Source organism: Pseudarthrobacter sp. SORGH_AS 212, from assembly GCF_030818145.1.
Classification (GTDB): domain Bacteria; phylum Actinomycetota; class Actinomycetes; order Actinomycetales; family Micrococcaceae; genus Arthrobacter.
Map to the genome: position 1 here is coordinate 608,239 of NZ_JAUTAA010000001.1, position 24,120 is coordinate 632,358.

Here is a 24,120-nt window from a genome sequence, read left to right on the forward strand (position 1 = left end):
TCTGGCGGCTAAGCGCGGAAATAGGCCCGCACGCCGGCCACGGCGTCCAGGAACTGGTCAACGTCGTCGGTGGTGTTGTACAGGTAGGCGCTGGCGCGGGTGGTGGCGGTCAGCCCCAGCCGGCGGTGCAGCGGCTGGGCGCAGTGGTGGCCTACCCGGACCGCGATGCCCATCGAGTCCAGGAACTGTCCGACGTCGTGCGCGTGGACGCCTTCGACGTCGAAGGCGGCCAGCCCGATGCGCTCCTCCCCCGCTGCCGGGCCCAGTACCCGGATCCCGGGGAGCGCCTCAAGGCCTGCCACCATGCGCTGGCCAAGGTCCATTTCCCACCGGTGGATCCGGTCCAGGCCGGTCTCCGTGAGGTAGTTGGCGGCGGCGGCCAGTGCGACTGCCTGCGAAATGCGCTGCGTTCCTGCCTCGAAACGCTGCGGAGCGGGGAGGTATTCGGCCCGTTCCATGGTGACCGTGGTGATCATGGAGCCGCCGGTGAGGAACGGTGGAAGGATATCCAGGAGCTCCTGCCTGCCGTACAGCACGCCGATGCCTGTGGGTGCGAGCATCTTGTGGCCGGAGAAAACGGCGAAGTCCACGTCCAGCTCTTTGACGTCCAGGGGCATGTGCGGCGCGGACTGGCAGGCGTCCAGGACCACCAACGCACTGGAAGCGCGGGCCAGGGCCACCAGTTCACGGACCGGGTTGATGGTTCCGAGGACGTTGGAGGCGTGCGTGAAGGCCAGCACCCTGGTACGGCTCCCGATGATCCCTGCAGCCTGCTCCAGGCTGAGCCGGCCGGCATCGTCGATGGGCAGGTAGCGGAGCGTCGCCCCGGTGCGGAACGCCAGTTCCTGCCACGGGATGAGGTTGGCGTGGTGCTCCATTTCGGTGACCACTATTTCGTCGCCCGGTTTCAGCGCAAGGCCCTTCAGTGCCGAGTCCCCCCGGCCCTGGGCAGCCCAGAGCGCGGCGTTGGACAGCGCGTAGGCAATGAGGTTGAGGCCTTCTGTGGCGTTGGAGGTCCATACGGTTTCGGAATAGTCTGCCCCGATGAGGTCCGCTACGGTCTGCCGCGCGTCCTCGAAGGCCTCGGTGGCTTCGACCGCAAGGTGGTGGGCACCCCGGTGCACTGCCGCGTTGCGTTGCTCGTAGAACTCCTGCTCGGCTTCGATCACGCTGAGCGGGTTCTGGGAAGTTGCCCCGGAATCCAGGTAAACCAGAGGCTTGCCGTTGACCATCTGGTTGAGGACCGGGAAGTCGTTGCGGATGCGGAGCACCTCGGCGTTATCCATGACCGGAACGGACCGCTCCAGGGTGGCGGGCGTTGATACTACGGCCAAGACGTGCTCCTTGAGATGCCAGCGGTTGACACTCAATTGTCCCACAGCACGGCTGTGGCGGCCGCCCGGAGGGGTCAGCCGCCACAGTCGCTCCGGGCTTCAGCCCGCGGAGCGGAGGGCCGGCGACGGCTGGGGGGAGAGTCTCGGTCTCAGAAGACTCTGACGTCGCCGGCCCCGTCTCGGTCCGGCCGCGTGGGCCGGAAGTTCAATGAGGCCTTGATGTGTTTCGGCATCCCGTTCGGCTCTTTGCTGCCGTGTGCTTTGCCTCCTTAAGTAAATCCCGCGGGGCCGGTGCGCACACGAGTAGGGTGTACTCGAATTCCGGCAGGTGCCACTACGGGGACACTGAGTGTCGATACCCGCCGGGCCGCCGGTGCCCTGCGGTGTGCGGTGTTAAGGCAGGACCGCGGGTGGCAGCGGAGCCGGCAGGGGGCCTGCGGAGTCAGCAGGAGGGCGCGCGGAGTTACGTCGCCCACCATGGTGAATGACGGGGCGGGCGGTGCCTTCAGGGAAGACATGTGGTGCGACGGCGGCAGCTACCGGGGCAGGGCGGTTTCCAGTTCGTCGCGGCTCCGGACGCCCAGCTTCACGTAGGTGCGGTACAGGTGGCCTTCAACCGTGCGGACGGAGACCATAAGGCGCTGGGCTATCTCGCGGTCCGTGAGGCCCTGGACGGCCAGTTCCACGATGTCCTGCTCGCGTCTCGTGAGGTGCACGGTGGGAGCCGCCGCGATGAACCGGCCTTCGCGGAACCGCTCCCCCAGCTCGTGGTCGCACTTTTCGCGCTGCGCCACAGCCTGGCGGGACCGGCGGCGTTCCCCCGCCTGGTCAAGAACGGCACTGGCTCGGGCGTAGGCCTCGCGGGCAAGGTTGACGAAGCCGGATTCCTCCAGCGACGCGGCTGTCACCATCAGGGCGTCGCCATCGGCGGCTTCCCATCCGGTGGCAAGGGTCAGCATCGCCTCGGCCCAGCGCCCCTGCAGGCCGCCTGCTGCTTCCTGCACCATGGGAATGACGGAGGGATCCCCCAGATCCCAGCACATGGCGAGGAGTTCGAGCAGCTGCCCGGCCCGGCCGGAGGCTTCGGTAGTGGTCATCAGCGTGTGCAGCGACGCCAGGCCCTTGCCGTCGTGTGCAAGGTACTCTCCGGCGGCCATGGCGTAGCCCCGGGCCAGGAGGTCGGCGGGACCACCGGTCATGGCGTCTGCATAGTCCTGTTCCAGCCGCTTGGCCTGCGCGGCATCCCCCAGCCGGGCAGCAACGTAGTACCCCAGTGCGGAACCGAAGCCGAACAGCTGCAGGGGGTCATTAAGGCGCAGCGCCTCCACGGCCGGGAGCAGCACCTGGTAGGCCCGCTCCATCCGCCCCTGGCGCAGCAGTGAGTACCCGCGCAGCACCTGCAGGCTGCCGTTGAACGTGGCCACTCCTGCAGCATGGGCGGCGGCGTAGCTGTTGAGTTCCCGCTCCGCGGACTCCCATTCGCCCATGGCCAGGTAACAGCTCACCAGCCGGCCGAGGACGACTTCCGGAAAGAAGTACAGGCTGTCCTCAAGCGGGGACAGCTCGGACGCGGCCCGGAGTGCGGCGTCAAGGCCGTCGCCGGGGCGACCTGCCGCGGCGAGTGCGTGCGCCAGCAATGCTTCCCCCAATGCGGCCATCGGTTCCGCTTTGGTCTCGGAGAGGCCCGGGACCCTGATGCCCTCCACCTCGTCCGCCAGTGCCTGCCAGTCCGCTTCGGCCCCCAACTGCAGCAGGCGCAGCAGCTGCACTGGAAAGGCGGGACCTGCATCCCCGGCCTGGGAAACCTGGCTGAGCACGTCGTCGGCCACGGCTGCCAGGGACTGCCCGGCTGCCTGATGGGCCGATACCCGCAACAGGAGGACAGCCGGCCCCTGGGGATCATCAGCGAGTGGTGCCCAGCACTCATCAAGGAGGGCCGCGGCGTCAGCGTAGGCGCCCTCGTTGTAAAGCGCCCGGGCCTGGATGGCCTGGGCGAGCGGCAGCGCGCCCGGGTCCTGGATCCGGGCCGCGATGGACCTGGCGCTGCCATTCCGGAAACGCAGGAGTGCTTCGCGGGCGGACTCCAGCATGTCCTCATCGGAGACTTTGACCCCGCATTCGATGGCCCACTCCACGGACCGCAGCCGCCCCTCACCGCTAAGCACCGTGCCGTTCTGCCGGCCACGGATCTTCTCCTGCAGCTGGAGGCTGCGGGAGACCGAGATGGTGTTCCTGATGGCGTCGGAAAAGAGTCCGTTCCACAGGGAAAGCTCGGCAGGCACGCCTGACGTTTCCACGGCCACCTGCTGGTCAAGGAGCGAACGGACCACCGGAGCCCCGCAAATTTCTTCGATGACCTTGCGGCCCACAGGGCCGGCCAGGGCGATGAGCTTCAGTGCTTCCTGCTCCTCGGGGTTGCGCCGCAGGTGGTCCTTGGCCACCACGGCTGTCAGCCGCGGTCCGTCCGCGGGCAGCGCTCCAAGCAGGATCCAGATCCCGTTGCGTTTGGAGAGGATTCCCGCTTCGGCGGCATCGTGCAGCAACGCATCGAGGAGGCGGGGGTTCCCGCCGGAAGCTGCCCAGACAGCCTCGATGGTGGCGGCGGGAACAGTTCCGTCCAGCAGGTGGGCGAGTACTTCTTCGATCTGTTCCCTGTTCAGCGGGCGCAGGTCCACGCGCTCGGCGAGCCCGTCGTACCAGAGCTGGTCCAGCGGCTGGGGCAAGCCCGGACGCGGTCTTGCCGCCGCCACAACCGTGGCCCAGCCGGCCGAGATGAGTTCGGCGACCACGCCGGCGGACGCATCGTCCAAGTAGTGGGCGTCGTCCAGCACCATCAGCACGGGCGCGCTGTTCCCGGCCCGCAGCTTTTCGAAATAGCTCCACATGGACCGCAGCACCGCCACCGGGGAGACGGATTCCTCGGCCGTCAGGTCGCCGGTATAGGGCGTCAGGACACCGAACGGAACCGCCGAGAGGGCGGAGCTGCCATGGATCCGCAGGATGTTCAGCTCGCCTGCGAGGCGTTCCGAAATGGCTTCGGCCAGGGACGATTTTCCAATCCCGGGACCGGCCATGACAAACACCGCCTGGCTGATGCGATTCCGGACGATGTTGCAGATCCTGTCCAGCGGCTCGCGGCGTCCGGTGAGGACCCTGCTTGCTGCTGCCTTGTGGCCGTTAGACGAGTCCAGTCAGATCACCTCTGGAGGTTACGCCGAGCTTGGTGAACACCTGGTACAGATGGCCCTCAACAGTCCGGACTGACACGCCCATTTCCAGGGCAATGTCGCGGTTGGATGCACCCCGGCCCGCAAGCCGCGCTATTTGCCGTTCCCTGCTGGTCAGCAATGGGCTGCCGCTGCTGGGCACGATGGGGAGGTTCGCAACCGTGGTGGCCAGGATGTCCAGGCGGGCCTGGGCCGTCCGGGCTGAAATCGAGTCCCCGTCCTGGCGCGCGAAGTCCACCGCGAGGGCCATGCACCGGGCCTCGACAGCGTCCAGCTCCAGGGTGGCGGCCAGCTCGCCGCCGGCCAGGAGGGTCTTGGCATCCTTGGTACGGCTGCCCAGGGCAATGAGCCGGGAGACCTCGGCCAGTGGACCCTGACGGCGGCCGGCAATGTCTTCGAGCAACCGGAAGTCGGCATCGCTGCCGTTGACCGTGGCCGCGAGCAGTTCGACGCCTGCAAGGGTGTAAAGGCCGGCGGCGAGGTTCCGCCGGGCAGATTCCTTGAGCCGGGCCACGGAGTCGGCGTCGTTCAGCCAACGGCCGGCCGTCAGTGCGCAGAAGCGGATGATGCTGTCGTCGGCGAAGCCGGAGGCTGCACGGACCCGTTGCAGCTTGCCCAGGTACTTGCGGGCCTGGGGAGCGTTTCCTGTCTGCGCGTAGGCCAGGGCGGTGGCTGCATAGGTGTAACGGAGCGCGGTCTGGACGGGTTGGAGTTCCAGCTGCGCGCCGGCGGAGATCAGCAGGTCCAGGGCTGCGGCGCCACGGCCCGAGAAGACGTAGGCTATCCCGGCGCCCAGCTCGCTGGAAGCTGTCCCATAGGGCAGCCGGTACGGTTCGTCCGTGCTCTGGGGGCCCAGGAAGTCCAGGCAGCGCCGCCACTGCCCCGCCAGCAGCAGAACCGTATAGGACTCTTTGGTGTACTGCTCCCGCAGCCCCACCACGTGGGAGGCGTCGCTGATCTGACCGCCGAGTTGGCGCATCAGTCCCAGCGCGTCCATCTCACGGCCGGTGAGCACCAGCGCGGTCATCAGCAGGATCGCGGCGTGCATGCGGTAGCCGGTGTCCGGGTTAAGGGCGGGATCGGCGGCGGCTTCAAGATCGGGAATCAGTTCGGCGTATTCGCCCATGAAGGCCCGGTACTCGAACGCGCTCAGTGCCACCCGGTTGGCTGCGACGGCTGCCGGTTCGGGCCAGGATGGCCGCTCAGCCCCCATGCCTCCCAGCAGGCGCTCCCGGGCTTCGTCGAGCAGTGACGGCACATTGTCCGCGTGCTCGGGCAGGCCCATCATCACCTTTGCCCTGGCCGCGACCACCTGTGCATACTCTTCGACGTCGAGGGCGTCCAGCTCCGGCTGCGAAATGTCCCCAAGGGCGGCCAGGGCCTGGTCCGGCATGTCCAGCTGAAGGTAGGCGGCCGCCCGCTGCCGCTGGGCAGGAACCCATTCCCGGTCTCCGCGGCGAAGCAGTTCGCCGTAGGTCAGCGCGAACCGCGGGTCAAACAGCTGGACGGCGGCTTCGGCTGCCGCAAGGGCCAGCGCGGGGCTCAGTTCTGCCTCGCACTCGTGGGTCCAGGCGGCAAAGGCCATCAGCTCCTCGACGGTCATGCCCGCCGGGTCCGGCTCTACACCGCCCAGGAGCACGGCACGCAATTCGCGGCGCCGGGCGATGCTCAGCCAGGTCCGCACGACGTCGCCGATGTATTTCTCCGCGCAGTGATACCCAGCGGTGGTCGGAATCGTCGATTTCGAGGAGCCCGCCGTCCTCCATGTCCGCCACGACGTCGGCGCCATAGATCGAGGTCAGCCGGGACAGCTCCACGCTCCGGGCGCAGGACAGCATTTCTATGACTTCGCGGGTTTCCTGGGTTTCCCGCGACCACCGGGAACGGACGATGTCGTCGAGGCTGGCCGCGCCGTCGAGGACTACTTTGTCGCGCAGGGTCCAAACGGAGTCGGACAGCACCAGGTTGCCGGACAATTGCTGCTCGGTGACCAGGGCCTTGAGCAGCAGCGGATTGCCTCCCACCATCTGGTGGTACGTGGTGACCAGGGAGGCGGACACACGGTGGCCCAGCAGTGAAAGGAGGACCTGCCGTGTCTGGAGCTCATTGAGGTTGCTGAGCCGGACCTCGGTGAGACGCCGGTCCGTGAGGAGCCAATGGAAGTCCGCGGGGAGGTCGCTGATCTTGGGTGCCACGGCGATGATTTTGGCGGTACCGGTCAGGAGCACGTTCAGGAGCACGCCGGCGCTGAGGTCATCGATGGTGCCGGAGGTGTCCAGCGTGACCACGCAGGGCCGGCCGGCAGCGTCACTGCGGATCAGGGACGTAATGCCACGCAGGATGGCGGTGGGCGAACCCATGTAGGCCTGCGGGAGGCGGGCAAGCAGGAAGGACAGGCACCCGTACGGTGTGGTGGAGCCGGCGGGTCCGCTGCGGAGCTGCAGCGACCAGACGTCCGGACCAAGGTCCGTGATGGCGGCACGTGCGAGGGATGATTTACCGACCCCCCGGCCGCCGGTGATAACGACGCCCAGCGAGTTATCTGCGGTCAGTGCTGAGCGGACAGATTCAAGGTTGCCGCTGCGGGCGGGCGCCGACCATTGCGGCCCGGGAATACCTTGGGCCGGAGTACGCAAACCAGTGTCGTGGGGTGCTGACCCACGCCCCCAGCTAAGTGGCTCGATTGACATGAACGTTCCCCTACATCCAGCTATAGCGGGATGTAGCCCCATTGCTCCCCCGCATAGCAAGAAGAGTACCTTGCCCGGCGGACAACGAGACAGGTCAAAGCCACTTTAAGTTTTGTGGCGCCCGGCGCGGCCAGCTATCCGGCGGTCTTGGCCGGATGGAACTTCTGCTGCGCCGCCGTGAGGCCATCCCGCAGGAGCAGCTCGACGGCGTCGGCCGCCTCGTCCAGCAGGAACGGCAGTTCCTTCAGCTCTGCAGTACCGAAATCACGGAGCACGTAGTCGGCAGTGTCCATACGGCCGGGCGGACGGCCTACCCCCACCCTGACGCGAACGTAATCCTTGGTGGCAAGAGCCTTGGAGATGTCGCGCAGGCCGTTGTGACCCCCCTCGCCGCCACCGATCTTCAGTTTCACAGTATTAAAGGGGATGTCGATCTCATCGTGGACCGCCACCACGTGGTCGGGTGTGATTCCGTAGAAGTTTGTTAGCGAGGACACAGGTCCGCCGGAGACGTTCATGTACGTCATGGGTTTGGCCAGCACCACGCGCGGACCGCCGATGCCCAGCCGCCCTTCGACCACTTGGGCGCGTGCCTTGTGGCTCTTGAACCCGGCACCTATCCGCCCCGCCAGTTCGTCCAGGACCATCTGGCCGATGTTGTGCCTGTTCCCTTGATACTGGGCTCCCGGGTTTCCAAGGCCTACGATCAGCCAGGTATCAGTCATGGGTTAATCCTAAGGTGGGTGTGGCGGTGCAATGGTGGGGAATGGCAATGGCCGGACCCCGTGCGGGATCCGGCCATTGCCACAGCGTGCGAGTTGGCTACTCGGCGGCTGCTGCTTCGGTGGCTGCAGCTTCGCCGGCGGAAGCCTCGGCCTGCTCGCCCTCTTCCTCGGCGATTTCGACTTCCTCAGAGATGTTCACAACCAGTGCCTCGGCGTCGGTCAGCAGGACGACGCCCTTGGGCAGCACGAGGTCGGATGCGTGGATGTGCTCGCCGGCGGCGCGGCCTTCGATGCTGACCTCGACGGCGGTGGGAACGTGGGTTGCCTCGGCTTCGAGGGACACGCTGGTCAGCTCGAGGTTGTGGACGGTGCCGGGCGCGGACTCGCCTGCAACGTGAACGGCGACGTCAACCGTGACCTTCTCGCCCTGGCGGACGGTCAGGAGGTCGATGTGCTCGATGATCTGCTTGATGGGGTCGCGCTGGATGTCCTTGACCAGGGCCAGGTGGCCTTCGCCGTTGATGTCCAGGGACAGCAGGGCGTTGGCGGTGCGGACGGCCAGGGTAGTGGCCTTGGCGGGAAGGGTGATGTGGATGGGCTCTGCGCCGTGGCCGTAGATGACGGCGGGGATCAGGTTGGCCATCCGTGCACGGCGGGCGTAGCCCTTGCCGAATTCGGTGCGCAGTTCTGCTGCGAGCTTCTGCTCAGACATGGAATCTCCTTGAAGGCTAAACGGTGTTCAGCGAGGGCGGAGGTCTGGGATGACCTTCAACGCCGGGCGGCCGGGGCGGCCCAATCCAAGAAGGCTGTTCTTCATCTGAAGGACAGGTCAGACCCAGTCGATCACGGAGATCTGCGGGCCGTCGAAACGGCCGCACTCCCTCGCCAAGGTTTCGGGCTACAGCCTACCAGTGCCGGCACCGTTTACTGAAAACGGTACCGGCACTGGCACTCAGGCGGGTGCTAGGCGTTGCCGTCGAACAGGCTGGTGACCGAACCGTCGTCGAACACTTCACGGACGGCGCGGGCGATGAGCGGCGCGATGGAAAGCACCGTCAGCTGCGGGAAGCGCTGCGACGGGTTCAGCGGCAGGGTATTGGTGACCACCACTTCACGCGCACCGGACTCGGACAGGCGCTGTGCCGCCGGTTCGGAGAAGACGGCGTGCGTGGCCGCGATGATGACGTCCTTGGCACCGGCGTTCTTCAGCACCTGGACGGCGCCGGAGATGGTTCCGCCCGTATCGATCATGTCGTCGATCAGGACGCAGGTGCGTCCCTCGATCTGGCCCACCACGGTCTTGGACACGGCCTGGTTGGGGACGGTCAGGTCGCGGCTCTTGTGAACGAAGGCCAGGGGTGCGCCACCCAGGCGCTCGGCCCACTGTTCGGCAACGCGGACCCGGCCGGTATCCGGGGAAACCACGGTGATGTTCTCGGCATCAACGCGGGTGCGGATGTAATCGGCCAACAGCGGGATGGCCATCAGGTGGTCAACGGGGCCGTCGAAGAAGCCCTGGATCTGGGAGGTGTGCAGGTCCACGCTCATGATGCGGTCCGCACCGGCGGTCTTGTAGAGATCGGCCACCAGGCGGGCGGAGATGGGTTCGCGGCCGCGGCCCTTCTTGTCCTGCCGGGCATACGGGTAGAACGGCGACACCACGGTGATCCGCTTGGCGGAGGCACGCTTCAGCGAATCAATCATGATCAGCTGTTCCATGAGGTGGTTGTTCAGCGGGGCGGGGTGGGCCTGGATCACGAAGGCATCCGTGCCGCGGACGCTTTCACCGGCGCGGACGTAGATCTCACCGTTGGCGAAGTCATAGGCGTCCACCGGGAGGAGGTCGGTGCCGAGCTCCTTGGCGATCTCCCGGGCCAGCTCCGGATGTGCCCGCCCGGTGGCGAGCACCAGCTTCTTCTCGCCGTGCGCCGTAATTTCGCTCATTGTTACTTGCCCTCTTCTGTAGATGCCGGGGTACTTGAGGAGTTGTTGATGGCCGCCTGGGCCAATTCGGCGGATCGGCTGCCGGGACGGTTGGCCGGGACCCACCCTTCGGTGTTGCGCTGGGCGGCGATGCTCAGCGCAAGCGCACCTGCCGGGACGTCCTTGCGGATCACCGCGCCGGCGCCGCTATAGGCGCCGTCCCCCACGGTGACCGGCGCAACGAAGACCGTATTCGAACCTGTCCTGACGCCTGAGCCGATGACGGTGCGGTGCTTCTTCTCGCCGTCGTAATTGGCGGTGATGTTGCCGCAGCCGATGTTCGTGTCCTCGCCGATTTCAGCGTCGCCGGCGTAGCCCAGGTGGGACAGCTTGGAGCCGCGTCCGATGGTGACGTTCTTGGTTTCGTAGAAGGCGCCGATTTTGCCCTTTTCGCCAAGGACGGTGCCCGGGCGCAGGTAGGTGAAGGGTCCGACGGCGGCGCGCGGGCCGATCACTGAACCGGAACCGTGGGTGCGGATCACCGTTGCGCCCTCGCCCACCTCAACGTCGGTGAGGGTGGTGTCCGGCCCAACCACGGCGTCCCGCGCCACCGAGGTGGTGCCGTGCAGTTGCGTGTTGGGCAGCAGGCGGACGTCCTCGTCCAGGGTGACGGAGGAATCGATCCAGGTGGTGGAAGGGTCCACCACTGTTACGCCGGCGCGCATCCAGGCCTCCACGGTGCGCCGGTTCAGCTCCGCACCGAGGGCGGCCAGCTGGACGCGGTCGTTGGCGCCCTCCACCTGCCAGCGGTCAGCGGTGACGACGGCGGCAACGCGGCCGCCTGCCTCGCGGGCCAGCCCCAGCACGTCGGTGAGGTACTTCTCGCCCTGGGCGTTGTCAGTGGTGACCTTGCCAAGTGCTTCGCGCAGCACGGCGGCGTCGAAGGCGTAGATCCCGGAGTTGACCTCGCGGATCAGGCGCTCGGCGTCGGTAGAGTCTTTGTGTTCGCGGATGCCGGTCACGGTGCCGTCCTCTCCGCGGAGGATCCGGCCGTAGCCTGTGGCGTCTTCCAGGACTGCGGTGAGCACGGTGACCGCGTTGGCTTCCCGTTCGTGGGTGGCAACGAGTTCGGCCAGCAGGCCGCCCGAAAGCAGCGGGACGTCACCGTAGGTCACCACCACGGTGCCGGTGAGCTCTTCCTTGGTGTCCAGCGCCTGCAGCGCGACCTCCACGGCACGGCCGGTGCCGGGAACCTCGTCCTGGTCCACGATGGCCGCGGACGGGTCGAGTTCTGCCACGTGCCCTGCCACAAGGTCGCGTTCGTGGCGGACCACGATGGCGAGCTGGCGGGGTTCAATGCTGCGGGCGGCCAGGAGTGCGTGGCCCACCATCGAGCGTCCACCGATTTCGTGGAGGATCTTGGGGGTACGTGACTTCATCCGGGTACCGGCACCTGCTGCCAATACGATGACTGCGGCCGGACCGGTGTTTTCAGGGATCACGTACGGATTCTCCTCGCTTTGTTGCGCTGGCGCTTCATGGTGTCCGGCCAACCTCTGCCGGCCCGGCACCGGGAGTTACCTGCTGAACTCCCCGCACAGCAGTTCCGCCCATAGGATTCGAACCTATACTCCACGGCTCCAAAGGCCGGGGTGCTGCCGTTACACCAGGGCGGACCATGCCTCCGGCACAAGGCCCGGGCACAAGTCCCTATTTTGCCACGGGTTCGGGGCAGCGCGCGACACAGCCCCTGCCGGCCGGGAGCCGGCGCCTTCCGGAAGCGGGAAAACGGGCCCGCCGGGGTAGGGCATGATGGAAATGTGAGCAACAACCCCCCGCGGACACGGATGACCGGCCTTCAGCGGCGGAACCAGCTGATCGACGTGGGGCGTGGCCTGTTCGCAGTCCGCGGACTGGACGGCACCACCATCGAAGAAATCGCTGCCTGCGCCGGCGTCTCGAAACCGGTGATCTACGAGCACTTCGGCTCCAAGGAAGGCCTCTACACCCAGGTGGTGGACTTCGAGTTCCACATCCTCCTGGACGCCATCAACACCGCACTGGCCGACGAAGCCAAGCCGCGCGTCCTGGTTGAACGCGCCGCCCTCGCCCTGCTCACGTACATCGAGGACCGCACTGAGGGCTTCCGGATCCTCATGCGCGACGCTCCCCCGTCCCAGCCCGAAGGAGCCTTCTCCACCCTGCTGTCCCACGTCACCGCCAGGGTGGAGCACATCCTGTCCGACGAGTTCTCCCGGCGCGGCTTCAGCGGCCAGGACGGTGCCATGTACGCGCAGATGCTGGTGGGCATGGTGGCCATGACCGGCCAGTGGTGGCAGGACAGCCGCCAACCCGACAAGAACACCGTTGCGGCGCACCTGGTCAACCTCGCCTGGAACGGCCTCACCGGCCTTAAGAAGGACCCGGAGCTGCAGTCAGAGCTCTAGGCGCTGGTCACCTTCGCGAGCGCGGCACCTGTCCCCTGCGTGCTGCTCCTTCGCATTGACGCGCGCTGCCGGGCAGCGTGCCCACGTCGGCGACGCCGGAGGCGGCCCTTCGGAAAGTCGCGCATCGCGGCGCATCGGGTGCCGGAGGTCGCTCAGCGACCGCAGGTGCCCTATGCGTCGGGTCTAAGCGACGGCGAAAGGCGGCCTCCGGCACCCAAGGTGACCTAGTCGCCGAGGAGTTCTGAGGCCTCGAGCCACTCGAGCTCCAGGGTGTCCTTTTCGTCGGCCAGGTTCTTCAGTTCGCTGTTCTGTTTGGCAAGGGCGTCGAAGTCCGACTTCTCGGTGCTCTTCACCATGTCGTCGTGCAGTTTCTTTTCCTGCTGGTCGAGCTTCTTGATCTGCCGCTCGATCCGGTTGAGGGCCTTGCGGGCCTCACGCTTTTCGGCTTCGGAGGGTCCTGTCCCGGTTGCCGAAGACGCGGCGCCGGCGCTGGTGACGGGGTTTCCGCCGCCGGTCACGGTGGATCCGGCCAGCGCGGCCTCGCGGAGTTCAAGGTACTGGTCCACGCCGCCGGGCAGGCCGCGGAGCTTGCCGTCGCCAAGGAGCGCCATCTGGTGGTCGGTGACGCGTTCGAGCAGGTAGCGGTCGTGGCTGACCACCACCAGGGTTCCGGGCCAGCCGTCCAGGACGTCCTCGACGGCGGCGAGGGTGTCGGTGTCGAGGTCGTTGGTGGGCTCGTCGAGCATCAGCACGTTGGGTTCGCCCACCAGCAGCCGCAGCAGCTGCAGGCGGCGGCGCTCACCACCGGAGAGGTCCCGGACCGGTGTCCACTGCTTCTGGTTGGTGAACCCGAGCTGCTCCACCAGCTGGCCGGCGGTGAATTCCTTGCCACCGACGTTGAAGGAACGCTTCTCACGCTCAATGACCTCGATCACGCGCAGGTCAGCGACGTCGTCGAGCTCCTTGACTTCCTGGGTGAGCACCGCGGTGACCACCGTCTTGCCGCGCTTCAGCTTCCCGGCATCGGGGGCGATCTCGCCGTTCAGGAGCTTCAGGAGCGTGGTCTTGCCGGCGCCGTTGACGCCCACCAGTCCCAGCCGCTCACCCGGGGCCAGGCGGAGGGTGATGTTGTCGAAGAGCTTCTTCCCGGCGTCGTCGCCCTGGAAGTTCAGCGAGACGTGTTCCAGGTCCAGGACATCCTTGCCCTGGCGCGCGGTGGCCATCTTGCTCAACGCCATGGAATCACGCGGCGCGGGAACATCGGCGATGAGCGCGTTGGCCGCCTCGATCCGGAACTTCGGCTTGGCGGTACGGGCAGGGGCTCCACGGCGCAGCCAGGCCAGCTCCTTCTTGACCAGTTGCTGGCGCTTGCCTTCCACCACGGAGGCCATCCGGTCCCGCTCGGCGCGGGCAAGCACGTATGCAGCGTAGCCGCCCTCGAAGGGGTCCACGATGCCGTCGTGCACCTCCCACGTCTTCGTGCAGATTTCGTCGAGGAACCAGCGGTCGTGGGTGACCACCAGGAAGGCGCCCTGGTTGGCGCGCCAGCGCGATTTCAGGTGGCGGGCCAGCCAGGCAACACCTTCGACGTCAAGGTGGTTGGTGGGCTCGTCGAGCATGATGACGTCGTGGTCCTCGATCAGCAGCTTGGCCAGGGCCACCCGCCGCTTCTGCCCGCCGGACAGCGCATGGACGTTGGCGTGCCAGTCAACGTCGGACACCAGGCCGCCCATGACTTCACGGATTTGCGGGTTGCGCGCCCACTCGTAGTCGGCCTGGTCGCCGACGATCGCGACGCCCACTGTCAGGTCGCCGTCGAGCACGTCACTCTGGTCCAGGTAGCCGACGTTGACGTCGCCGCGCTTGGTAACGCGGCCGGAATCCGGGGTGGAGCGCAGGGCGAGCAGCCGCATCAGGGTGGACTTGCCGTCGCCGTTCCGGCCCACCATGCCGATGCGGTCGCCCTCCTCCAGTCCGAGCGTGACGCCGTCCAGGACTGTGCGGGTCGCGAAGGAGACCGTGAGGTTTTCGCCGCCAAGAAGGTGTGCCAAAAAGAACTGCTTTCTGCTGCCCGGATGGGCATTGCGCTGCTAGAGAAGGGTGTCGGAGATGATGCGGGCACCGGGAACGGGACCGTGGACGGCAAGGGCGGACAGGCCTTGGTGCTGCAGGTCTTCCGCCAGTGCTTCCGCTGCCACGGAGTCATCCGCGAGCAGGGCCACGGTGGGCCCGGAGCCGGACACGATGCCGGCGATGGCGCCGTGCGATTCGCCGATGCCCAGCGTATCGCGCAGTGACGGGGCCAGTTCAATGGAGGCCCGCTGGAGGTCGTTGACCAGGATGCGGCTGAGGGCGTCTGCGTCGCCGCCGCGCAGGGCGGCCAGGATGTGCGGGTCGACGCCGGTGGGCTCGTCCGCGTGCACACCCTCCGCTTCCCGCAGCCTGTCCAAGGTCCGGAAGACTTCCGGGGTGGACAGCCCGAAATCGGCCGTAACCAGGACCCAGTGGGTCTTTGCCTTGGCGAGTGCCGGTGACAGCTGGTCACCAACCCCGAGCCCTACCGCCGTTCCGCCGAGCAGGGAGAACGGAACGTCGGCTCCGAGTTCGGCAGCAAGGTGCGCGAGTTCCTCCCGTGAGAGGCCGCTGTTCCACAAGGCATCGCAGGCCAGGAGCGTAGCGGCGGCGTCAGCCGATCCCCCGCCCATCCCGCCGGCCACGGGCACCCGCTTGGTGATTTCCAGGTGGACCCCTGTGGCGTGCTCGGAAACGTCGGCCATGATGGCGGCGGCCCTGTAGGCCAGGTTGCTGGCGTCGAGGGGGATGTCGACGGCGTCAAGGTCAAGGGTGCTGCCCGGGCTCAGGCTCACCGTGATGCCGGGCGTTTCCGTGCTGGTGGCGGCGACTTCTTCATAGAGGGAGACGGCCAGGTAGACGCTGGCCACGGAATGGTAGCCATCCGGCCGGAGCGGGCCGACGTCCAGCGAGACGTTGATCTTCCCGGGCGCCTTGACCCGGACCGTCCGCGCGGCGAACCGGACGGCGGGCGTGTTCACGCGCCCGCTTCCTTGGCTTCGGCGATCCTGGCGAATGCGGCGATGTCGATGACCTCACCGCGTGCGGTGGGGTCGACGCCGGCCGCCAGCAGGCAGCGTTCGGCTTCCGCCCCTCCCCCGGCCCAGCCGCTGAGCGCTGCACGCAAGGTCTTCCGCCGTTGGGCGAAGGCTGCGTCAATCACGGCAAAGACCTGTTGGCGGGTGGCGCTGGTGGCAGGCGGCTCGCGTCGGGTGAAGGCGACCAGTCCGCTGTGGATCTTGGGCGCGGGCCAGAACACGTTCATGCCGATCACTCCGGCTTTGCGCATCTGGCTGTACCAGGCCGCCTTGACCGACGGAACGCCATAGGTCTTCGAGCCCGGACCGGCGGCCAGCCGGTCGGCTACCTCGTCCTGGACCATGACCAGGCCATGCTGCAGGCTCGGGAAATGCTCCAGGAGGTGCAGAACCACAGGGACCGCCACGTTGTAGGGCAGGTTGGCTACCAGCGATGTTGGTTCGACGGGGAGGTCCGTGACCTTCATGGCGTCAGCCTCGACGAGGTGGAAATTCCCGACGGCGGCCGGCCGCCATTCAGCCACAGTGGCCGGAAGCTTGGCGGCGAGGACGGGATCGATCTCCACTGCCACGACGGCCGCGGCGGCGTCCAGCAGGCCCAGCGTCAGTGAGCCGAGGCCTGGGCCGACTTCCAGGACCGTCTCATTGGCCCCGATTCCTGCTGCGGACACGATCCTGCGGATGGTGTTGCCGTCAATGACGAAGTTCTGGCCGAGGGTCTTCGTGGGCCTGACACCGATCTCCCCTGCCAGCCGGCGAATGTCGGAGGCACCGAAAAGCGGTGCGGGCGCGGCGGGGTTGGGTTCAGTCACCTAGGTATCCTATCCCGCGCGGCCGGGCCGTTTCCGCCGGGCAGGCCGTGTTAACGGCCGAAGCCGGGCCCGGAAAATACCGGGCCCGGCTTCGGCGCGTGGACCATGCCAGTACGGGCTGGCAGCGGATCAGCTAGCTGCTGGCTGCCCAGCCGCAGCCCCACGGCTGCAGGCCGCGCTGCGCGTACACGCGGTTCGCGATGTCGATCTGCTGTGCCTTGGTGGCCAGGCTGGCGTTGGGGGCGTAGGCCCCGCCACCGGCGCCGATCCACGTCCGGATGTCGAACTGCAGGCCGCCGTAGTAGCCGTTGCCGCTGTTGATGCTCCAGTTTCCGGTGGACTCGCACTGGGCGATCTTGTCCCACATGGCTTCGTTCATCATGGCCGGAGCAGCAGAGCCGGTGTTGCTGCCGGCGGCCGGGGCCGCAGCGGCCTGGGCGACGGGCTTTGCCTTGGTGCCGACCGTGACCTTCTCAGCGACAGGCTGGACGGCTACGGCTTCAGAGACGAGGGTGCGGGAGGCTTCACGGCCGTCCACGAGGACCAGCTTGAAGGTCTTCTCCAGCTTGCCCGCAGCGCCTGCCTGGGTGACTTCCTTCTCGCCCTTGAGCATCTCGGCGTCTTCGGTGGTCACGGTCTCGAAGGGGACGTCCTCGGTGGTTTTCGCCGTCTGGCCGTTATCAACGCGGGACACTTTGATCACCATGTTGTTGACGACGTGCGCGTTGGCGGGCTGGGAGGTCCTGTCGTTGGCGCCGATGGTCAGCCCGGCGCCCTGGAGCACGTCGCCTACAGTGGCCGCGGTGGTGGTGGTGGTGTTCACCTTGCCATCGGCGACGATGCTGACGGACTTGGGGGTGGAGATGGACACGAAGGAGCCGGCAAGTGCGAGCTGCGCGTCCTTGGGGACGGACAGCGATGAGGTGCTGGCCACGCCGAGTTCGGTGACCAGGCCTGCGACGTCCTGCGCGGTGGTACTGACCGTTTTTTCTGCTCCGTCGAGGCTGACCTTGACTTCCTTGGCCTGGTTGACGTTGATGACGGTTCCGTTGTGGACCGAGGCGTCGATGGCTGGGGAAACCCTGTCTGCGGGCTTCAGTTCGATGTTGGCGCCCTTGACGACCTGGCCTACGGTGCCGCCGAAGGTCTGGACGGAAGAGACCTTGCCATCAACGTTGAGCGTGATGGTTTTGTTATTGCCGACGAAGGCTACGAGCCCCGCTACCAGGGTGCACAGCACCAGCAGCTGGGCTCCAACCTTGAAAAAGCTGATCTTGCCATCCGATGTGAAGAACTTGACCACGATTGCCCGTAACTTTAGGTCCATCCGGGCACGGGGATTTGCGCAGTAAAATGCCCGGCACCGCCTTTGAACAGCAGTCCGGGCACCTTTGCGCCGCCTGCTTCCGGACAGCGGCCATGTCGGAACGGGGTCCCGGCATGTGATGCTGAAAAGGAAGCGAAATTACCCGTTGGCCTTCCCCGACCCCGGCTAATAGTTTTCCACTGTAACCGTAGCGTTATAAACGGACCAACAAATTTGCATACCACGTATGCCTTAAAGGTTCCTCAATGTGACCCTTCTCAGCCCCAGGATCCGTATGCCCGCACCGTATTAGAGCTGATCCGGGTGCACAGTTCCGCGAGGTCCGTGCCTGTCAATTCGGCCATGGCCCGGACGGTGTAAGGCACCATATAGCTGGCGTTGGGCCGGCCCCGGTGCGGATGCGGGGTCAGGAACGGGGCATCCGTTTCCACCAGGACAAGTTCCGGGTCTGCGACCGCGAGCGCGGACCGCAGGTTGGCCGCGTTCCGGAAGGTCAGTGTTCCGGCGAACGACATATACCAGCCCTCGCGGTTGCAGGTGGCGGCAAGCTCCTCATCGCCGGAAAAGCAATGGAATACCACCCGGTCCGGAGCGCCCTCTTCCGCCAGAACCTGCACCACGTCGGCATGTGCGTCCCGGTCATGGATCTGGAGGGTGAGGTCCAGCCGTTTGGCGATGTCAATGTGCCGCCGGAACGAGTACCGCTGGTGGGCCAGCCCCTCGCCTTCCGTGCGGAAGAAGTCGAGGCCTGTCTCGCCAATGGCACGGATCCGCGGGTGGGCTGCCAACTGCTCTATCTCGGCGAGGGCGTCTTCGAGTTCGCCGCGGGCGGCATATTCCGGAGCATCATTGGGGTGCAGCGCCACAGCGCCCAGCAACCGGTCGTCCTGCTGCACCGCCTGAAGGGTGAACCGCGACGATTCCAGGTCGCAGCCCACCTGGACTGCCCCCTGGACACCGACGGCGGCAGCGGCATCCAGGGCCGCGGTTATTCCCACCGGCCCTTTCCCATCAGGAAAATCCAGGTGCGTGTGGTTATCCATCACGGGTACCGGCAGCGGTTCGGGCGCTGGCGGATATTCGCGTTTGGGGGACGCCGCGGCACTCTGGGAACCGCCCGTTGAGGGTTCGCGGTAGGCATCGGGGGTCTGCGGACTGCACATCACTCCAGCCTAACGGCGGATGGCACCACGATTTCGCCGGAACTCTATGCCAAGCCAGGCAGTTGTGTTAGTAGTCTGGTGGGAGCACATGAGAACGCCCACCGACGGGCGAAGGCAGGCTTGCTGTCCCGTCCAGGTGAAACCCGGGCTGAAAGGTTGCCGATGGAATCCTACCGACGCACTGCCAACGATGTGAGCGCTGCGAACCGCAACCTGGCGGGCGTTTCCGATCCCGTCAGCCACCTGAACGGGCACCGTGCCGCCGCCATGGCTGCGGACTCGTTCCACGACGCCAGCCAGCGGATCCTCAGTACTGTCAACACGGTGATCGACGGGAAGTCCGACGCCGCGGAGCTTGCGTTGACCGTCCTGCTCGCCCAGGGCCACCTGCTGCTGGAAGACGTTCCAGGCGTCGGCAAAACCCTGTTGGCCAAAACGCTTGCTAAAACCATTGACTGCACCGTCAGCCGTATCCAGTTCACGCCGGACCTGCTCCCTTCCGACGTGACCGGCGTGTCCATCTACAACCAGTCATCCCGGCTCTTCGAGTTCCGTCCGGGTGCGGTTTTTGCCAATATCGTCATCGGCGACGAGATCAACCGGGCGTCAGCGAAAACCCAGTCCGCCCTCCTCGAATGCATGGAAGAGCACCAGGTGACGGTGGACGGCACTTCCTACCGGCTCGACGAACCGTTCATGGTGGTTGCCACCCAGAACCCCATCGAGATGGAAGGCACTTACCCGCTGCCCGAGGCCCAGCGGGACAGGTTCATGGCAAGGATCTCCATGGGCTACCCGGACAAGGACGCCGAAATCGAGATGCTCGAAACCCATCAGGCGGCCTCCCCGCTGGCCAAGGTCTCGGCCGTGGTCACCGCTGTGGAGGTAGCGGCCATGATCACCACCGTCCAGCAGGTGTACGTCTCGCAGGCCGTGAAGGAATACACCGTGTCCGTCGGCAGGGCCACCAGGGAAAGCCCACTCCTGCGGTTGGGGGCCAGTCCGCGATCCATGCTGCAGTTGCTTCGCGCGGCGAAGGCAACCGCCGCCCTGGACGCCCGCGACTTCGTCCTCCCCGACGACGTGGTCCAGGTGGCCGAGGCTGTCCTGGCGCACCGGATCATCCTGGACCGCAAGGCGGCCGGGGCCGGCGAAACGGCACACACCGTGCTGCAGGGCATCCTGTCGCGGCTCCCGGTCCCGCAGGCACCCGCAGGGGCCGGCAACACGGCGGGTGCGGGCACAGCCGCCGGAACCCGGAGCCAGGCCGCCCGGAATGCCGCGTCCGTGGCAGGTTCGGGCAGGAACCGCTAAGCGGTACGCCATGGCCCTCCTGGACAGACTGCCCCAGCACCTCTTCACCGCGCGGGGGTGGGGCATGCTTGCTGCCGGGGGCTTCACCCTGGCCGCCGCCCAGATCATGGGACGCAGGGACCTCCTGACCCTCAGCATCCTGCTGCTGGTCCTCCCTTTGGTTTCGCTGGCCGGTATCCGGTTAGTGAAGCCCCGCTTCCGGGTGTACCGGGAGTTCCATCCTTCGCCGGTGGAGACGTCCTCCCCCACCACCGTGCGCCTTGCCGTGGCGCGGTCCGGTGCAGGCAGCGGCCGGGCCAGCATGGAGGAACGCCTGCCGCCGCGGTTCGGTTCTTCGCCCGCGTTCCGGTTTCCCTCGCGTACGGCCTCCGGCGGTACCAGCCGGTATGAATACCATCTGCGTTCGGAGCAGCGCGGCCAATTCCGCATTGGGCCGGTCACCGCCGAGTTCACGGACCCCTTCGGGCTGTCGCTTCACCGCCAGTCCATCGACGACGGCGACACGCTCACCGTGACGCCTGCCGCCGTCGTGCTCCCCGCTACCGGCCTGGCCGGCGCGCGCGGGAACGACGGCGTGACGGCAACCAGGACCCGCGCCAACCCCAGCGACGACGACGTCATGACGCGCGAATACCGTCACGGCGACCCCATGCGTAGGGTCCACTGGGCGGCCACCGCCCGGCATGGCTCGCTGATGGTCCGCCAGGAAGAATCCGTCACGACGCCGGAGGCCACGATTATCCTGGACCACCGGTACGGAGCATTCTCCAGCGGTTCCACCGCATCCGCCGGCCAGGCCGGCCAAGCCAGCCAGGACGGGCACACCATGATGACCAGCCGGACGTTCGAATGGTCGGTGGTGGCGGCCATGTCCATCAGCGCACACCTCGCCGAGCGGAACTACGGCCTGCGCTTCCTGGACGTCCGAGGCGAGCCCGCCTTCCTGCATTCGCCCTCGGCGCCGGAACCGGAGTCAGAGGAATACGGCGGCGCGTCAGGGCTCCAGTCCATCGCAGAGAGCCTCGCTGCCATCCAGCTCACGGGGCCGCACCACGCTCGGACCAGTGGCAGGTTCCGGCCGTCCTCCGGCCCGGGTTCCGCTGCAGCGCTGCTGCGCCCCCGCAGCCGCAATGGCCAGGATGCGGGACCGGCCGCATTCGACGACCGGCTCATGGACAAGCTGGCCGCACACCGCATGCGCGGGCCACTGATTGCGGTCCTGGGCCGCATCTCGCCCGAGGAGGCAACCGCCCTGGCACCCGCAGCCAGTTACGGAACCAACGCCTTTGCCGTCATCGTGGCTGAGAAACCCGAAGACTTCTCGCCCGCGCTGGAGACCCTGCGACAGGGCGGATGGCGCGCCGTGGCCGTCCCGGCATCCGTGGGCACCGCTGCCGCCTGGGGATCGTTCGACCAGGACGTGCCGTTGCCCGCGCCCTCCAGCGACGCCAGCCGCGGGGCGGGGGTGGTCCGGTGACCATGGCGCCGGCCCGGACCCCGGGAACGGGTACCCAGGGCCCACCGACTGACGGGGCAAGGCCCGCCCGCGTGGGCGCCTACCCCTGGGCCATGGCCGCAGCCATCGTGCTGGCAGTCTGCGGGGCTGCCCTGTCCCTGAATGGGGTCCTGCGCGGCTGGGCCTGGTATTGGCCGGCGGCAACCACCGTGGGCGCGGTGGGCTTTACCCTCGCCGGGCTTCGGGCACTGCGCGCAGCACCGCTGCTGGTCACCGCGGGCGGCTTCCTCTCGCTGGGGGCCATCCTCACCCTGACCTTCTTCCGCGCGTCAAGCATTCTGGGCGTGATTCCCAGCGCCGCAACGTTTTCCGACGTCAGCCAGCTGATCCGCCGTGCCAGCGAAACCGTCCTGTCAGAGACGGCCCCCGTTGCACCCAACGTGGGCATCGTCATGGTGATCTGCGCCGTCCTTGGACTGGCAGTGATCCTGGTGGATGCCCTGGCCGTCCCGCTCGGAATGCCGGCGGCCACCGGCGTGGGGCTGCTGGCCATCCTGGTGGTGCCGGCAATGATTAAGCCGCAAAGCGTCGGCTTCTGGGGATTCGTTGCAACGGTGGCCGGCTACCTGATGATCCTGGCCTGCAGCCAATGGTTTGCCCCCGACTTCCGCAGCCAGGGCGGGGCTGCACGGAACCCGGGGCAGCTTCGCCGGGCCGTTCTCACCGGAGCCGTGGCGCTGGCCGCCACCCTGGTGGTACCGCTGGCTGTCCCCGGCTTCGACCAGGGCACCTTCCCGCAAGGCTCCCGGCTCAATCCGTGGGGAACCGGAACCGGCCTGAATCCCATGATCACCCTGGGAAACAGCCTGAGGACACCGGACGGCAGCGGCCGGATCACCTACGCCACCAGCGCCACCGCTCCCCTGTACTTGAGGTCCGTCACGGTGGACCATTTCGACGGCGAATCATGGGGCCCTGACGACCGCACCGCATCGCGGCTGCCGCTGGGCGGACCGATCGATCCCGGCTATGCGGTCCTCGCCGACGAACAGCAGCAGGTTACGGCCATTGACACCGGCACGTTCAGCAGCCCGTACCTTCCGGCCCCCTACGCCCCGGAAACCGTCCGCGGCCTCAACGGCCGGTGGACCTGGGACCCCGCGACACTGAGCATCAAAGGCTCCGACGCCACAGCCTCCCGGCGCCAGGAGTACGTGGTGACATCGTCGGTGCCCAACCTGACGGCCGCGTTGCTGGAGCAGTCTTCCGCTCCAGTGCGGGACGTTCCGGACGACTTCACGCGGATCCCCGGGAACGTGCCGGAAATCGTCCGGACCACCGCCGGGCGCGTGGCCGGTGCGGGCGCCACGCCATATGAGAAAGCCATGGCCATCCAGCGCTACCTGCGCTCATCGGAGTTCACGTATTCCCTGCAGTCGCCCGTGCAGGGCGGCTATGACGGCAACGGCCTGTCAGTCCTGTCCGACTTTTTGGAGCAGAAGAGCGGATACTGCATCCACTACGCCTCGGCAATGGCGGTAATGGCGCGGTTGGAGGGGATCCCCAGCCGGATCGCGGTGGGGTATGCGCCGGGGAGGCTGACCGGTGCCACGGTAACTGTGGCCGGCCAGGGCGAGCTTTCGGAGTACGAGGTGGACGCGCGGGACGCGCACGCCTGGCCGGAGCTGTACTTCCAGGGGCTGGGCTGGGTGCCGTTCGAGCCCACGCCGTCCCGTGGCGTGGTGCCGGACTACGCCAGCGAAACCGCGTCCCCTGCCGCGCCGGGCTCTGTTGAGAACAATGATGACCTCGTCCCCGATCCCGCCCCGGCTCCGACCCCGGTTCCCAGTGCCACCCCGGTACCGGCCCCCGGCGTTGGCGGCGGAAGCACTGATGCCGGCGCGCAGGTGCTGCCATGGCTGCTGGGAACGGGTGGCGTGCTGGGCGTGCTCCTGCTCGCGGCGTCACCGCGGCTGGTGCGCACCGGAATCCGTTCGCGGCGCCTCCGGCCAAGAAACGCCGCTGATGCAGTTCCGCTGGCATGGAGCGAGATGCTGGACCTTGGCCGGGACTACGGGCTCCCGGCCGGCTCCAGTGAATCACCGCGCGCCTACGCGTCGCGCCTGCGGACTTCGCTGCTGGGCGAGCCGGACGGCATGGATGAGGCGGCGCACCGTGCGGTTGCCGCCGTCACGGCGGCCTTCGAACGGCGCAGGTACGGCCGGCCGCCGGAGCAGGATGACGGTCCTGCGGAACCCGACGCCGGTTCGTCCGGCACCGGGCGCGTTGCGGATTCGCATGGCGCCGCCACAGCGCCTGGACAGTTGGGGCCGCTCGAGGATTCGCTGCGGGCCAACGCAACACTGCTGCAGCGGTGGCGGGCCAGGTGGCTGCCGCCCTCCGTCATGGGCCGCCTGGGCAGGCTCGCCACGGCTCCATTCAGGCTCGCTGGCCAGGCGTGGACGCGGCGCGCAGAGACCAGCGCAGAAGCCGCCGTGCGCGCCCGCCCGGCCGGGCCGGGCCGGGCCGGACTGCGCACGGCGGCTTCCACGAGCAGGAAGGCAACTGACTAAGGCGATCCCGCCACGTTCG

General features: G+C 67.3%; 17 protein-coding genes and 1 tRNA gene. 4 read left to right on the forward strand and 14 right to left on the reverse strand.

All coding sequences use genetic code 11. The features are described from left to right. Positions 1-8 precede the first annotated feature (8 nt). The 9 genes from QE394_RS02670 to QE394_RS02710 form a co-directional block, all read right to left on the reverse strand. Positions 9-1,334, reverse strand: coding sequence for a SufS family cysteine desulfurase (locus QE394_RS02670; RefSeq protein WP_268158504.1), 1,326 nt, complete (start codon positions 1,332-1,334; stop codon positions 9-11). Positions 1,335-1,870: 536 nt separating this feature from the next. Beyond that, positions 1,871-4,525 carry a LuxR family transcriptional regulator gene (locus QE394_RS02675; protein ID WP_349035361.1) on the reverse strand — a complete coding sequence of 885 codons (2,655 nt, stop codon included), beginning with the start codon at positions 4,523-4,525 and terminating at the stop codon, positions 1,871-1,873. Then, entirely contained in the window at positions 4,512-6,164 is a 1,653-nt protein-coding gene (locus tag QE394_RS02680; protein ID WP_349033656.1) for a LuxR C-terminal-related transcriptional regulator, read from the reverse strand. Before QE394_RS02680 ends, QE394_RS02675 begins: the two co-directional genes overlap by 14 nt. After that, positions 6,055-7,251, reverse strand: coding sequence for a hypothetical protein (locus QE394_RS02685; RefSeq protein WP_349033657.1), 1,197 nt, complete (start codon positions 7,249-7,251; stop codon positions 6,055-6,057). The genes QE394_RS02680 and QE394_RS02685 overlap by 110 nt, the downstream gene beginning before the upstream one ends. Positions 7,252-7,385: 134 nt before the next feature. Further along, a complete protein-coding gene (pth, locus tag QE394_RS02690; RefSeq protein ID WP_261620501.1) occupies positions 7,386-7,976 on the reverse strand; it encodes an aminoacyl-tRNA hydrolase in 591 nt (196 codons plus the stop codon). A 97-nt stretch (positions 7,977-8,073) separates the two neighbouring features. Continuing rightward, the gene (locus QE394_RS02695) at positions 8,074-8,688 is read right to left on the reverse strand and encodes a 50S ribosomal protein L25/general stress protein Ctc (RefSeq protein WP_056081820.1); all 615 of its coding nucleotides are present in this window, start codon (positions 8,686-8,688) and stop codon (positions 8,074-8,076) included. 251 nt (positions 8,689-8,939) lie between these two features. Continuing rightward, positions 8,940-9,920, reverse strand: coding sequence for a ribose-phosphate diphosphokinase (locus QE394_RS02700; protein WP_056081823.1), 981 nt, complete (start codon positions 9,918-9,920; stop codon positions 8,940-8,942). 2 nt (positions 9,921-9,922) lie between these two features. Next, positions 9,923-11,401 carry a bifunctional UDP-N-acetylglucosamine diphosphorylase/glucosamine-1-phosphate N-acetyltransferase GlmU gene (gene glmU, locus QE394_RS02705; RefSeq protein ID WP_056081826.1) on the reverse strand — a complete coding sequence of 493 codons (1,479 nt, stop codon included), beginning with the start codon at positions 11,399-11,401 and terminating at the stop codon, positions 9,923-9,925. Between the two features lie 102 nt (positions 11,402-11,503). Beyond that, a tRNA-Gln gene (locus QE394_RS02710) sits at positions 11,504-11,575 on the reverse strand. Between the two features lie 144 nt (positions 11,576-11,719). Here QE394_RS02710 and QE394_RS02715 point away from each other — a divergent pair. After that, positions 11,720-12,346, forward strand: a complete 627-nt coding sequence (locus tag QE394_RS02715) for a TetR/AcrR family transcriptional regulator (protein ID WP_056081829.1) — start codon at positions 11,720-11,722, stop codon at positions 12,344-12,346. 224 nt (positions 12,347-12,570) lie between these two features. Here the strand turns inward: QE394_RS02715 and QE394_RS02720 are convergent, their stop codons facing one another. The 5 genes from QE394_RS02720 to QE394_RS02740 form a co-directional block, all read right to left on the reverse strand. Then, on the reverse strand, positions 12,571-14,397 hold the full coding sequence (locus QE394_RS02720; RefSeq protein WP_056081831.1) for an ABC-F family ATP-binding cassette domain-containing protein: 1,827 nt from the start codon (positions 14,395-14,397) through the stop codon (positions 12,571-12,573). Positions 14,398-14,436: 39 nt separating this feature from the next. Beyond that, positions 14,437-15,399: a 4-(cytidine 5'-diphospho)-2-C-methyl-D-erythritol kinase gene (locus tag QE394_RS02725; protein WP_082497432.1), complete on the reverse strand. Its 963-nt coding sequence runs from the start codon at positions 15,397-15,399 to the stop codon at positions 14,437-14,439. Further along, complete coding sequence (rsmA, locus tag QE394_RS02730; RefSeq protein ID WP_261620504.1) at positions 15,396-16,268, reverse strand: 16S rRNA (adenine(1518)-N(6)/adenine(1519)-N(6))-dimethyltransferase RsmA; 873 nt, start codon at positions 16,266-16,268, stop codon at positions 15,396-15,398. The genes QE394_RS02725 and rsmA overlap by 4 nt, the downstream gene beginning before the upstream one ends. A gap of 133 nt (positions 16,269-16,401) precedes the next feature. Further along, the gene (locus QE394_RS02735; protein ID WP_349033658.1) at positions 16,402-17,595 is read right to left on the reverse strand and encodes a transglycosylase family protein; all 1,194 of its coding nucleotides are present in this window, start codon (positions 17,593-17,595) and stop codon (positions 16,402-16,404) included. 257 nt (positions 17,596-17,852) lie between these two features. Then, positions 17,853-18,758, reverse strand: coding sequence for a TatD family hydrolase (locus tag QE394_RS02740; protein ID WP_349033659.1), 906 nt, complete (start codon positions 18,756-18,758; stop codon positions 17,853-17,855). Positions 18,759-18,920: 162 nt separating this feature from the next. Between QE394_RS02740 and QE394_RS02745 the strand changes: the two genes are divergently transcribed. The 3 genes from QE394_RS02745 to QE394_RS02755 are packed head-to-tail and all read left to right on the forward strand — an operon-like array spanning position 18,921 to position 24,101. After that, complete coding sequence (locus tag QE394_RS02745) at positions 18,921-20,072, forward strand: AAA family ATPase (protein WP_349033660.1); 1,152 nt, start codon at positions 18,921-18,923, stop codon at positions 20,070-20,072. Between the two features lie 10 nt (positions 20,073-20,082). Further along, positions 20,083-21,549, forward strand: a complete 1,467-nt coding sequence (locus QE394_RS02750) for a DUF58 domain-containing protein (protein WP_349033661.1) — start codon at positions 20,083-20,085, stop codon at positions 21,547-21,549. Beyond that, a complete protein-coding gene (locus tag QE394_RS02755) occupies positions 21,546-24,101 on the forward strand; it encodes a DUF3488 and transglutaminase-like domain-containing protein (protein WP_349033662.1) in 2,556 nt (851 codons plus the stop codon). Before QE394_RS02750 ends, QE394_RS02755 begins: the two co-directional genes overlap by 4 nt. Positions 24,102-24,120 lie beyond the last annotated feature (19 nt).